The sequence below is a fragment of the Paenibacillus etheri genome (genome assembly GCF_001012825.1).
Lineage (GTDB): Bacteria > Bacillota > Bacilli > Paenibacillales > Paenibacillaceae > Paenibacillus_AQ > Paenibacillus_AQ etheri.
In genome coordinates, this window is sequence record NZ_LCZJ02000013.1 from 65263 (window position 1) to 78686 (window position 13424).

The following is a 13424-nucleotide window of genomic DNA, read 5'->3' on the forward strand; positions in this document are numbered from 1 at the left end:
TGAACATTAATGTTCGTAGATAAAGCTAAGATTTATGTTAAGGGCGGAGACGGCGGGGATGGTATCGTTGCATTTCGTCGGGAAAAGTATGTACCGGATGGTGGTCCAGCAGGTGGTGACGGTGGCCGTGGTGGCGACGTTATCTTCCGCGTAGATGAGGGCTTGCGTACGCTGATGGATTTCCGTTATCAGCGCCATTTTAAAGCGGACAAAGGGATTAAAGGACGTAACAGAAGTCAGCATGGGGCGAACGCTGATCATATGATCGTGCGGATTCCACCTGGAACCATGTTAATTGACGATGATACTCAAGAGATCATCGCTGATTTGACTCGGCATGGTCAGCAAGTTGTTGTTGCCCGTGGGGGTCGTGGGGGTCGTGGGAATACTCGTTTTGCAACAGCAGCTAATAAGGCTCCAGAGCTAGCAGAGAACGGCGAAGAGGGTCAAGAGCGGTATATTGTTATGGAACTTAAGGTTATGGCTGATGTGGGACTTGTAGGCTTCCCGAGTGTGGGTAAATCTACGCTACTGTCGGTCGTATCCGCAGCTCAACCAAAGATTGGTGCATACCATTTCACTACGATTACACCGAACTTAGGTGTAGTAGATGTTGGGGATGGACGAAGCTTTGTAATGGCGGATCTGCCAGGATTAATTGAGGGAGCTAGTGAAGGCATAGGGCTTGGTCATGAATTCCTACGTCACGTTGAACGTACACGGATCATTATTCACGTAGTGGATATGTCTGGTTCAGAGGGGCGTGATCCCTTCGAGGATTGGGTTCTCATTAATGACGAGCTGAAGCAATATAATGCGGCTCTAATTGATCGTCCTCAGATCGTGGCTGCGAATAAAATGGATATGCCGGAGTCAGAGGAGAATCTCATCGCTTTCCGAGAACGCGTAGCTGAGCTGCGTCCGGATCTTGAGATTATGCCAATCTCCTCGCTTACCCGTCAGGGTGTTCAGGAACTGTTATATCGTGCAACGGATATTCTTGATAGTATTCCGGTGGCACCGGTAGTTGAAGAAGTATCAGGAACAACTGAACGTAAGGTTTATAAGCTAGAAGCGGAAGATGATAACTCATTCACCATTACACGTGATAATGAAACATATGTGGTCAACAGCCCTCGTATCGAGAAAATGTTGAAACGTATGCAGCTTAGCACACATGATGCGATTCTAAAGCTCGCCCGGACTTTACGACATATGGGTGTAGATGCAGAGCTTCGTAAACGTGGAGCTGTAGAGGGGACTATTGTCCGTATTGGTGAGTTCGAATTCGAGTTCGTAGAGAATAGCAGTTACTATTAATATTTAGCTGATTACAAAGCGCGACTTGTGTTCTCCTGTAAAGGAAGACACAAGTCGCGCTTTTTTTAAAATATAAGAAAGTATAAGTTTCACACAATACTATATGTCTTATATTTCTCGCTTAAACGCTTACCGTCCTTATAAGGACGTCAAAGACGTTTATACTTGTTTCCATATCGAGCATATTTTTTTCATGAAAAGAACCCAAAACACGATATATATCGTATACAATAAATATCGAAATACACAATTTCCCATTCGGGAACGCATACGTTATTCATATATCATAGATGATGAAAGAGGGAATAGCAGATGGCAATTATAGAAGTGGTGAAGTACGACGGTCCTCCGGGGATTTTCGCATGGAAATATCCTAACCAAGAGTTAGGGACATGGACACAGCTAATTGTAAATGAATCTCAGGAAGCAATCCTATTCAAGGGCGGACAAGCGCTTGATTCCTTTACGGCAGGGCGACACACCCTGAGCACAGCCAATATTCCTATTTTATCTAATATCGTTAATCTTCCTTTTGGTGGAAAGTCACCATTTACAGCAGAAGTATGGTACGTGAACAAGACTAATTCGATGAATGTTAAATGGGGAACAAGCGCACCTTTACAACTCCAGGATCCTAAATACAAAATTATGATTGCTGTTCGTTCCTTCGGACAGTTTGGTGTAAAGGTTGATAATCCGCGTAAATTTTTGTTGCAGCTCGTTGGAGCGCTTCCTCAGTTTGATCATGATACGCTCGTAAATTATTTCCGCGGCTTGCTTATGTCGAATATAAATGAACTGATTTCATCCTACCTTGTACATAAGCAAATCAGTATACTGGAGATTAATGCCTATGTTGCAGAGATCTCAAAGCATATCCAGGGGCGGCTGGCATCGACTTTTCTGGATAATGGTCTTGAGCTTAACAATTTCTATATTGATTCGATTAATATTCCTGATGATGATCCGGCAACGATTCGTTTAAAGGAAGCTTTAGCTAAAAAAGCAGAAATGGATATTATCGGCTTCAACTATCAGCAGGAGCGTGGCTTTAACACGATGGAAAAAGCAGCAAGTAATCCTGGTAATCTTGGAGTAGGCATGATGAACACCGGGATGGGGCTTGGACTTGGTATGGGATTCGCTGGGCCGGCTATGGATATGGTGAATCGTATGACCCGGGGGATGAGTTTTGATTCAGGGACTACAGTTGTGCGCCAAGAGCGCTCCTGTTCGAAGTGTGGGGTTATGAATTCTGTTGAGGGAAGGTTCTGCAGTGGCTGTGGGCATGCTCTGGAGAGCATTCAGCAAAGCACACCGTCCGGGAACAAGATCAATTGTTTGGAATGTGGACATGAATTGAAAGCAGGAGCCAAGTTCTGTCCTGGCTGTGGCAATCCTTATCGTGCTTGTCCAACCTGTGGAGCAGATAATCCTGAGAGTGCATCTTCCTGTGGCTCTTGTGGAAAAGAAATGCCTAAAGCCTGTGGTAAATGTGGAGAAATGGTATCGCCAGGGGTGAAATTCTGTCCTCACTGTGGAGATAGCTTGGTTATTAAATGCGGAGGCTGTGGGCATGAGCTGAGGCCTGGACAGAAATTTTGTGCAGAGTGTGGAACGAAAGCAGGCTGAAGGAGGACGTTATGAACAAGGGCAAAAGCTATATTCGTATCATCACCATTATTTATGTGGCTGCTATAATACTAACGGTGTTCTCCTTTATAGGGTTTGGCTTCTCTGAATCACTGTTTCGATTCGTGACTTCGCTAGTTGCTGTCCTGCTGGCGGAGAGTGTGGTGTATGGCTATTGTATTTTTTGGCTCCGTGCTGCAGGCAGTGTGCAGCGGACCTCACCCGTTCTTCTCAGTGGTGCATTCATCACGGGAATCTATGCGGCTGTCGTATTCGTATCCGCTATTGTTTTCGATTGGCTGCTGGAGATGTCCCCTTTGTGGTATGCTGCCGTTCAACTGCTGATTCTTTTGATTGGTGGAATCACACTGGCTGTGATCGGGATTTATGGATGGAATGCCGGAACTGAAGAACAGCAAATGAAGAGGTCCTTGCAAGCTTTTCAGCAGCATCAGAGTGAATTGAACGAGATCAGTGCACTGGCAAGCAGCTGGAAGAATCCCGAATCTGAACAGCTTGTGAAGGTACTCAATAAGTTACGAGATCAGTTCAAGTTCAGTGATCCTGTATCTGATCCGTCTTTATATGCTACTGAGGACATTACGCATCAGCAGATCTCCCTGTTGCATGATCATGTGAAGCTTCTACTCATGACAAATAAGCCACATGAGAACTGGCAAGCTGAAATCAACGAAATGGCCGATAGTATTAAAGCTACACTAGAGCGGCGAAATCGTGAATTAGCGGCACTTAAATAGGAGGAAATAACTACATGAACAGATTGAACATACAAGAGCCGTCACCGACCCCAGCGGGGAGTGCAGCGGTTCCTCTGATTAAATTAGACCGGACTGGGTTTGATTATGTCATTCTTGCGGCAGCTTATCTATTCACACCCATTGGACTCGTCCTTGCATTGTTACGTTTGATGCTAACTCATTATAAAAATCATCGGAGACCAACCAATCTAAATCTGATCATGCATGTATTTATCGGAGGATTTGTTGAACTCTCTATTGCAATGTTTGTGGATACCATGAGTGGAAACACTGGAACTTCCGAATTATTAACGATCCAGATTTTCCTTGCAGTCATATTTTTGATTCCTGCTCTTATTCTTGCGAGTGTGACAGCAAAAGCTAAATATACACTTTCTAAGCTTAACACTTCTTATATAGAGCTGATTCAGAATAAAAATATCCGATATGTCGGCAGTATATCAGAACGGATAAACCAAAGCGAAAGCGATGTACGGAGAGATGTCCAGTATCTAAAGAATAAAGGATTACTGGATATTGATATTGTACTTTCCGAGGGGCGCCAGACGCCAGATCCATCCATGACAGCACCTAATCTTGTTCATTCTGGAAGGACATCAGGCTTCGGAGCCCAAGCCTCGGGACAGCAGCTTCATACTCAACCTCAGTCCTCACCTCAGCTGCCTAAGTCCATTCGTTGTCCGGGATGCGGAGCACAGAACACGGTTCAGCCTAGTCAGTCAAAAAGCTGTGATTATTGTGGAACAATGATATCGTACAGTTAATGCCAAGGTTCTCCCTGAGCATTGTAGATATATCATTAACTAGGGAGATAAAAGATGAGTAAATTGGATATACGAAGGCAGCCACCCACAACAGGCAAACCGATATATAAGCACGAATATGAGCGGACAGCATTTGACAATACGATTATTGTGCTTGCGTATGTACTAGCACCACTTGGGTTGATCCTGGCGATCATTCGGTCATTATCTACACATTCCAAGATTCAACGCAAAGCAAGCAATTATAACCTGCTGTATCATGCCTGTATGGGCTCCTTTATAGCATTGGGAATTTATTTCGTCGTAGCTAAAATTATGGGCGAAACTGACTACGTTGCGCTTTTGATCAGGTTGGTGATTATTTACGCATTGTTTAGGATTCCCGCTATCAAGTTTTCAGCCAAAGCTAAAGGTAAGAAAGAAGGGTTCACCAATCTTTGCAATGACTACATCGCATTGATTCTTGTGGATGGGATTAGACATATTGGCAGTCTGTCCGATATTCGTGGCTACAGTGAAGTGGATGTACGCAAGCATTTGGAATATTTAATAGACCAAGGACTGCTAGATCCGGATATTGTTTATTACGAAGGTCGAGTAGCCAACCCGTTTGTGAAAATGCCGACGAAGCTTGTTCATTCCGAACAGACAAGACCCTCAAGGGATGTGCAGAGCCGGAATATAACAGAGCAGCAGCAGAATAGTTTGCAATCAGGACCTAAGCCGCAGTCGACGAAGTACATTCTCTGCCGAGGGTGTGGTGCACAGAATAAAGTTTTTGCGGGTCAATCCAAACCGTGTGAATATTGCGGGACGACGATTGCGTACAGCTGATACAGACAGCCTTGCATGAAATAGGGGGATCAACTTAGATGAGCAGATTGAAAATACAATCGGAGGGGCCGCAGCTAGTCCGTGCACCAGAGAATGACCATCAATACCGAGTCAAGCGCGACCGGACGATATTTGATAGGCTAATTATATGTATTGCTTATTTGTTTGCACCCCTTGGATTCATATTGACAATGATCCGATTTGCGACAACACATTACAAAAATGAGCGAAAATCAATTAACTTTAAGCTGATGTATCATGTGTGCATGGGAGCTTTTATGGAGCTTGCTGCCCTGTTTGCTGTGATGACGTATAAAGGTGATTTTAAGTGGTTTATTTTGTTGATTATCCTGCTCGTTCTTTATGTGATCTTCGTGCTTCCAGCCCGTAGTTTCTCTTGGCATTCTACCTTAGTATATGGGCGATTTGAGTTTCTCTGTAAAAGTTACCTCAAGCTAATTACAGTGGATGATGTCAGGCATATTGGGAATATAGCTGATAAAGTTAAGGAAAGTGAAGCCGATGTACGTAGAGACCTGCAATATTTAATAGACTGGGGGCTGCTTGCACCGGATATTGTTTATTATGAAGGACGCGTCAAGCTTCTAGATAAACAACCGTCGAATCTTGGATATCCTGACCGGACACAGCACTCCCCAGGATCACAGAGCAGACGTCCCTCTGGACAGCAGACAACTTGGGAGCAAACACCCCTTAGGAGCAAGCACAGACCTCCAACACAACTACCCAAATCTATAGGCTGCACTGGCTGCGGAGCTAAGAATAGGGTGTTGCCGGGTCAGGACAAGATCTGTGACTATTGCGGGACGACGATATCATACAACTAGTGTACATACGATTGCCTACTACCCCCGGGAATCCGGGGGTTTTGTTGCACCTAATTCCCCGACTTCAGAGTATACATATAAAGTTATTGCATTTTATAAGCTTTTTCCGATATAATGTCCACTAAGAAAACACAAAAGTCTTTGAGGTGAGGACGTTCGTGAAAGAACGCTATTATTTGGTCCGTGAGGACATATTACCTGATGCCGTACTTAAGACTATGCAGGTCAAACAATTGCTTGAGGCCGGGGATGCGAAGACCGTACATGAAGGTGTAGAACAGGTAGGATTAAGCCGAAGTGCTTTTTATAAATACAAGGATGGCATTCACCTGATCCATCAGCTCGAACGTGAGCGGATTGTTACGATCTCCATGGATTTGGAACATGAATCGGGGATGCTCTCTAAGGTTCTAGGATCTGTGGCGGGGCATGGGGCTAACGTGCTAACGATTCACCAGAGTATCCCGCTGCAGGGACGTGCGAATGTGGTGATCTCCGTGGAAATCTCACATTTGAATGAGGAGCTCGGAGAGATGCTTGATAGTCTAAAGGATATTCCGGGAGTGAAGCGGGCCCTAATCGTTGGACAGGGATAGAGAAATTATAAACGTAAAACTTTTAGGAGGATACAGATGAAGCCGGTTAAAGTAGGATTGCTGGGTCTGGGAACAGTTGGTACAGGTGTAGTTCGTATCGTGGAAGGAAATCAAGAGGATTTGAGCAGTCAAGTAGGCTCTCCAATACTCATTGAGCGCATAGCGGTGAATAATTCCAATAAGCCACGTGATATTGAGGTCGATCCTGCCAAAATAACAACAGATCCATGGGAAGTTATTCGTGATCCTGAGATTGATGTAATCGTTGAAGTGATGGGTGGTATCGATGGGACAAAGGAATATATACTTGAAGCTTTGGATCGCGGTAAGCATGTCGTAACTGCGAACAAGGATTTGATGGCGCTGCATGGCTCAGAGATTCTGGCTAAGGCGCAAGAGAAGCAATGTGATGTCTTTTATGAGGCTAGTGTTGCAGGTGGTATTCCGATTATTCGGACGCTTATCGAAGGCTTTTCTTCAGACAAGATCATGAAGATTATAGGTATTGTGAATGGAACAACTAATTACATACTAACCAAAATGAGTCAAGAAGGCGCCTCCTATAATGATGTGTTAAAAGAAGCGCAGGATCTGGGATATGCAGAGGCCGATCCGACTTCCGATGTAGAGGGCCTGGATGCTGCCCGCAAAATGGCGATCCTCGGAACCTTAGGCTTCCGTACTAACGTGGAGCTACATGATGTCAGTGTGAGCGGGATTTCAGAAGTGAGTAAAGCCGATATTGCTTTTGCGAAGCGTCTCGGATATGAAATCAAGCTGCTGGGTATCGCTGAACGTCAGGATGAGGAATTCAGTATCAGTGTTCAACCGACTTTGATTCGAACAAGTCATCCGCTTGCATCCGTAAATGGTGTCTTCAATGCAGTATATGTATACGGTGAAGCAGTAGGAGAGACGATGTTCTATGGTGCGGGCGCGGGTGCAATGCCAACAGCGACTTCGATAGTAGCTGACTTGGTAGCCATTATTAAGAACCTCAAGCTGGGTGTTAATGGATTGAAGCAAAAAGTACCTTATAAGCAGAAGAAGCTGAAGAGTGATGAGGATATCTTTTATAAAAACTTCCTACTGTTGCACGTTGATGATAAGGCGGGCGTATTGGCCAAGATTACTCAGGTGTTTGCCGAGTATGACGTGAGTCTTGATTCGGTAGTTCAGCAAGCCAATCCCAATAATCCTGACGCAGAGATTATTATTGTTACCCATAACGCCAGCAAAGCAAGTATGAACAAAGTGCTGCGCCACTTTAATGAACTGAAAGTCATCCACCGAATCAAGAGCCATTATCGTGTGGAAGGTTAGAACTTAAGCTAGAGTATACTTTCTATATTCAAACAATGAGTAAGGAGATTGCACCTGTTATGAGTACTTATGGAGTAGCAAGGGTTAAAGTACCTGCTAGTACTGCCAATCTTGGTCCGGGCTTCGATACTCTTGGCATGGCTTTGCCGTTATATGCCTGGATCGAGATGGAGGAAGCAGAGGAGACTGTTTTTCATCTATATGGTGACGAGATGAAGGGAGTGGCTCAGGATAAGAGTAATTTACTCTATCAGGTCGCTCAAATGGTATTTGCGGAAGCAGGCGTTACGGTGCCTGAAATATCTATTTCGATGTACTCTGAGATTCCGCTTACGCGTGGGCTCGGCAGCAGTGCCTCGGCCATCATTGGGGGCATGGTCGCAGCAAATACGATGATCGGCTCTCCGCTCGATGATGCCAAGCTGTTTGATATGGCTACCCAGCTTGAGAAACATCCCGACAATGTAGGAGCTTCCTTGTTTGGTGGCATCATTACCGCAGTGTGGGATGGTGATCATGCGGATTATGTTCGCCTTGAACCACCACAAGACCTTGAGGTTCTCGTGGTTATTCCTGAATTCGAGCTGGAAACCACAAAAGCACGGGGAGTGCTTCCAACAGAAATATCAGTTAGTGATGCTGTGTACAACATCAGCAGAACCTCTTTAATGACGGCCTCGTTTGCTTCAGGTCGGCTTGACCTGATCAGTAGAGCGATGCAGGATCGTCTACATCAGCCCTATCGTGCAGCACTTATTCCAGGCATGGAGAAGTTGCTCGCGGAAGCGCCTAAACAGGGTGCTTTAGGAATCGCACTTAGCGGTGCCGGTCCTACCTTACTGTGTTTAGTTGATCGCCATGAGTCTCGTAAGCGAGAGCTTGAGGCTTTTCTGATAAATACGATGCAAGAACACGGCATCTCTGCTCAGACTTGCTGGCTGATGCCTTGTACTTCAGGTGTTACATCAGAGCTGCTTGAAAGAAACGAGATGCAAAACGTATCATTTTTGGATATGATAAAAGGAGAAGTACGGTCATGAAATCAATAGCGGTATTGCCGCAGGGCTCGGTATCTCACGAAGCGCTGCTGCATTTGTTTAACGGTGAGCCTGTAAAAATTGTGCATCACAAGTTAATTTCCGATGTCTTTCTCTCTACGGACAGTGGCACCACTGATTACAGCGTTATCCCGATTGAGAATACTATTGAAGGCTCAGTTAGTCTCCATATTGATTGGCTCATTAATGAAGTCGACCTTCCTATGCAGGCTGAATGGATCTTTCCATCGATACAGAATCTCATCGGTCACCCGCTGGAGTTCAGAGATACGATCGGCAATAAGGATTTCACTAAAATGAAAAAAATCCTTTCGCATCCTGTTGCAATGGCACAATGCATGCAATTTGTTCGGAAGCATGCACCTTGGGCTGAACTGGAGTCGGTCGGAAGCACCTCTGAAGCTGTTGAAATCGTTAAGAACAATCCTGGCAAGGGCTGGGCTGCGATTGGTACTGCTCTTGGTGCAGCAACTCATGGGCTGGAGATTGTAGACCGGAAAGTTACAGATCACAACAACAACTACACGCGATTTGTCCTTGTCGGTCCGCAGAAGGTAGATCTTCCACGGTGCAGCAATGGTGTAAAGACGAGTGTCTTAGTTACGCTGCCGGAGGATTTTCCAGGTGCTTTGCACCAGGTCCTCGCTGCCTTTTCTTGGCGGAAGCTAAATTTATCGCGTATTGAATCACGACCAACGAAAAAGAAGTTGGGTACTTATTATTTTTATATTGATGTGCTGGAACCGATAGAATCAGTCCTGCTGCCAGGAGCTATTGAAGAGATTAGCGCCTTAGGCTGTCAGGTTCGGATTCTGGGCTCGTATCCCACATACACCTATGAGGAAGAGAAAGCGGAGGTGCAGTAAATCATGGCTGAACAATGGATCTATCTGGATGGACAACACGTAACTAAGGAAAATGCAAAGGTATCCGTTTTTGATCACGGTTTTTTGTATGGAGACGGCATATTTGAAGGTATTCGTATCTACAACGGCAATATTTTTAAATGTAAAGAGCATTTGGACAGACTATATGATTCGGCGAAGTCGATCATGCTGGACATTCCGCTCACTTATGACGAGATGCTGGAAGCTATGGCTGAAACGATTCGCCTCAACGACATGCGTAACGGTTATATTCGACTGATCGTATCCCGTGGTCCTGGTAATTTGGGTCTTGATCCACGTCGTTGTCCTAAAGCCAGCGTAATCATTATCGTTGAACAACTGGCTATTTACCCAGAACAAGCGTACATTAATGGGCTTCGTGCTGTTTCTGTATCCCAGCGTCGTAATATTCCGGATGCACTGAATCCGAAAATTAAATCGCTTAACTATCTCAACAATATCCTGGTGAAAATTCAATCCAATCTGGCAGAAGCTGATGAAGCGATTATGATGAATGCTCAAGGTTATGTTACTGAGGGATCTGGCGATAATATTTTCATCATCAAAAATGGCGTGGTCTTCACTCCGCCTTGCTATTTGGGCGCGCTTGAAGGAATTACACGTCTGGCGATCATCGAGTTATGTGAGAAATTAGGTCTTAAACTGAAAGAAGAACCGTTCACCATGCATGATGTTTACATAGCGGACGAGGTATTCTTCACTGGAACAGCCGCTGAAGTTATTGCAGCGCGTGAAATTGACGGACGCATCATCGGAGAAGGACATGCAGGTCCTATTACTTTGAAGCTTCTTGAAGAATTCCGTAATGTAGTTGACAAAGATGGCTATAAGGTTTGGGAATAACAGTTAATTATACAATGAACTCTTTTACACGATAGTCGTGTAAGGAGTGTTAAATAGGCACCAGTAAATCCTTTCATGATACATGAAAGGATTTTTTTTATTTCAGGGATGTCATTCGCCCATGGGCTGCATAAGATGTAGTAACGAAGGAGGCGGCTGTACCGCATATAACTTTGTAAGAGAGCAATGTTCCATCCAAAGGGGGTTTGCTTTCAAAGCCAGTTTTGCAGTGTAGCTGTAAGAAAGCAATACTCCACAAAACTTTTAGGAGGTTAATGCTACGTGAAAATACACATTGTCAAACAAGGCGATAGTCTGTATGCATTATCGCAAAAGTACGGAGTGCCGTTACAAAAAATTATTGAAGCTAATCCACAGATCAGTAATCCGAATGTTTTGGCACTTGGTGAAAAAGTAAAAATACCTACGGCTCCAGTATCCGTACCGGACAACAGTGAAGTTTACTACAAGCATACAGTCAAACAGGGAGATACCTTATGGAAATTATCTAAGGCGTGGGGAATCCCTTTAAAGGATATGGTTGAAGCAAACCCCCAGCTAAAGAACCCGAATGTATTGGTGTTAGGGGAAGTAGTGAATATTCCTAAAAAGACATCAAACTCTTCACCAGTTCAGCCAGGCTACATGCCTTCTAATGCTTCTGAGAAAACACAAGTGGGTGGGAAGGAATATACGGGTCCTAAAGAACAGCCAGCAGCTGAGGTAGTTCCTGCACCTAAACCAGAAACCAAACCAGAGGCAAAAGCAGAAACTAAACCTGTACCTAAAGCATCGCCAAAAATCGCACCTGAATCCAATTCAGCACCACATCCATCGGTAAATATAGCGCCGATCAATGCGCCGAATCCTGCACCGAATATGCAAATGGAAGTTGCTCCAGTACAAGAAATAGTACCTATTGAAATGCAGAGCTTATTTGTTCAGATTACAGTTCCAAATCAAGAGCCCGTGGCACATCATGAGGCTGCAAAACCTGAGATGAAGCCAGTGGGTTGCAAAGAGGAAAAGGCAGATGCTTGTGACAATACCGGGTATCCGGGCTTAGGAGGGAATCCTTATCTATATGACTCTTATCAGAATAGCCCTAATATGAATATGAATTGGGCACCGAGTTATGTTCAGCCGACGGCTTTTGGGCCAGAGTGCATGTCGCCATACTATTTTTCAGAAAATATGTATTCACCTAATATGAGTCCAGACCAATGGAGCCCAAATGCCGCACCTAACGTGAGTCCAGAGCAATGGAATCCAAACGCTTGGCCTAATATGAGTCCAGAGCAATGGAATCCAAACGCTTGGCCTAATATGAGCCCAGAGCAATGGAATCCAAACGCTTGGCCTAATATGAGTCCAGAGCAATGGAATCCAAATACTTGGCCTAATATGAGCCCAGAACAATGGAATCCAAATGCTGCATATAACAATATGGAGGCAAATGTTTCAGGTATGAACCCGGCGTATGAGATGTCATCGAACCTTCCTTGGCCAACTTGTGGATGTGGAGGAATGCATGTTCAGCCTTATTCATATGAAATGCCTGTATATAATACCTATCCTGCTTATGGAAACCCAAATGCATTCTCCGCTTATGGAGCAGGAGCACCTAATCAGGGAATAGTTCCAGCTTCTCCACTTGGAGCTTTTGGTGGGCCGATAATGTCGAGTATTCCGTCTAATCCGCAGTATCCGGGTATAGGTAATTATTCGCAGCATAATCGGGTGCCTGAAATTCAAGAGCCTGAAACGTTTGTACTGGATGCTACTGAAGTTGCTAGAACAGTGAATGAGGAATCTACTTCTGATGCTTCTCTCAAGAGTAAGGGAAGTGCGACGAAGGAAACGGCATCCAAAGCAAAGACATCGAGTCAAAACAGTAATAAGAAAAACAAAACAGATGTGAAATCTCAACGTTCAAGTGCAGGTGCAGGTGCAGGTGGTCGTACAGAGAGCTCTAAGAAACGTAGAAATCCGTGGATTTCTAATTAATACAGTTCTAAATTAACTTCAATCCCTCTTTAACGTGTAGATTCTGATTATTAGAATCTACACGTTTTTTATGAGAATATATGAATCAGCATAGTAATGTGGTGAAAGTGTATATTTTTGATTTTTTTAAATTTAGGGGTTGTTTTTAGAGTGGGTTATATGTTATATTATAAATCCAGTCGCAAAGAGGAGATATAAACTTTCGGTTGGTGAATGTAAATCCGTATGAAATTACAAAATACTTTGAAAAAAAAGTGTTGCAATTCATCGGAATACATGATATATTATAAGAGTTGCTGCTGAGACATTAAACGGCATCAACGAGAACTTGATCTTTGAAAACTGAACAACGAGTGAGTGGGAAATCACGAGAGTGAAATCCAAAATAGATGAGTTTCACAGCGTATTTTACGATTTTGAAATTTCATCGTGAGAATTAATTTTCTCGTCAGATGTTTCAAAATGAGCATATCGCTCTTTTCAATACTAATTGGAGAGTTTGATCCTGGCTC

The 13424-nt window shown here is 44.2% G+C and carries 12 protein-coding genes; all 12 read left to right on the forward strand.

The features are described 5' to 3' along the window. Window positions 1-9 precede the first annotated feature (9 nt). The 12 genes from obgE (at window position 10) to UQ64_RS02065 (ending at window position 12912) form a co-directional block, all read left to right on the forward strand. Window positions 10-1320, forward strand: a complete 1311-nt coding sequence (gene obgE, locus UQ64_RS02010) for a GTPase ObgE (protein ID WP_060621876.1) — start codon at window positions 10-12, stop codon at window positions 1318-1320. Between the two features lie 312 nt (window positions 1321-1632). Beyond that, a complete protein-coding gene (locus UQ64_RS02015; RefSeq protein ID WP_060621877.1) occupies window positions 1633-2952 on the forward strand; it encodes an SPFH domain-containing protein in 1320 nt (439 codons plus the stop codon). 11 nt (window positions 2953-2963) lie between these two features. After that, window positions 2964-3710, forward strand: coding sequence for a phage holin family protein (locus UQ64_RS02020; RefSeq protein WP_060621878.1), 747 nt, complete (start codon window positions 2964-2966; stop codon window positions 3708-3710). Between the two features lie 14 nt (window positions 3711-3724). Beyond that, entirely contained in the window at window positions 3725-4495 is a 771-nt protein-coding gene (locus UQ64_RS02025) for a zinc ribbon domain-containing protein (RefSeq protein WP_060621879.1), read from the forward strand. 54 nt (window positions 4496-4549) lie between these two features. Next, on the forward strand, window positions 4550-5329 hold the full coding sequence (locus tag UQ64_RS02030; protein WP_060621880.1) for a hypothetical protein: 780 nt from the start codon (window positions 4550-4552) through the stop codon (window positions 5327-5329). Between the two features lie 38 nt (window positions 5330-5367). Beyond that, window positions 5368-6177 carry a hypothetical protein gene (locus UQ64_RS02035; protein WP_060621881.1) on the forward strand — a complete coding sequence of 270 codons (810 nt, stop codon included), beginning with the start codon at window positions 5368-5370 and terminating at the stop codon, window positions 6175-6177. 158 nt (window positions 6178-6335) lie between these two features. Then, a complete protein-coding gene (locus tag UQ64_RS02040) occupies window positions 6336-6773 on the forward strand; it encodes an ACT domain-containing protein (protein WP_060621882.1) in 438 nt (145 codons plus the stop codon). Window positions 6774-6809: 36 nt separating this feature from the next. After that, a complete protein-coding gene (locus UQ64_RS02045) occupies window positions 6810-8096 on the forward strand; it encodes a homoserine dehydrogenase (protein ID WP_060621883.1) in 1287 nt (428 codons plus the stop codon). Between the two features lie 59 nt (window positions 8097-8155). Continuing rightward, window positions 8156-9136 carry a homoserine kinase gene (gene thrB / locus UQ64_RS02050; protein ID WP_060621884.1) on the forward strand — a complete coding sequence of 327 codons (981 nt, stop codon included), beginning with the start codon at window positions 8156-8158 and terminating at the stop codon, window positions 9134-9136. Next, window positions 9133-10020, forward strand: coding sequence for a prephenate dehydratase (gene pheA / locus UQ64_RS02055; RefSeq protein ID WP_060621885.1), 888 nt, complete (start codon window positions 9133-9135; stop codon window positions 10018-10020). The genes thrB and pheA overlap by 4 nt, the downstream gene beginning before the upstream one ends. A gap of 3 nt (window positions 10021-10023) precedes the next feature. Next, window positions 10024-10905: a branched-chain-amino-acid transaminase gene (ilvE, locus tag UQ64_RS02060; RefSeq protein WP_060621886.1), complete on the forward strand. Its 882-nt coding sequence runs from the start codon at window positions 10024-10026 to the stop codon at window positions 10903-10905. Window positions 10906-11187: 282 nt separating this feature from the next. Continuing rightward, window positions 11188-12912 carry a LysM peptidoglycan-binding domain-containing protein gene (locus tag UQ64_RS02065; RefSeq protein WP_060621887.1) on the forward strand — a complete coding sequence of 575 codons (1725 nt, stop codon included), beginning with the start codon at window positions 11188-11190 and terminating at the stop codon, window positions 12910-12912. Window positions 12913-13424: the final 512 nt, after the last annotated feature.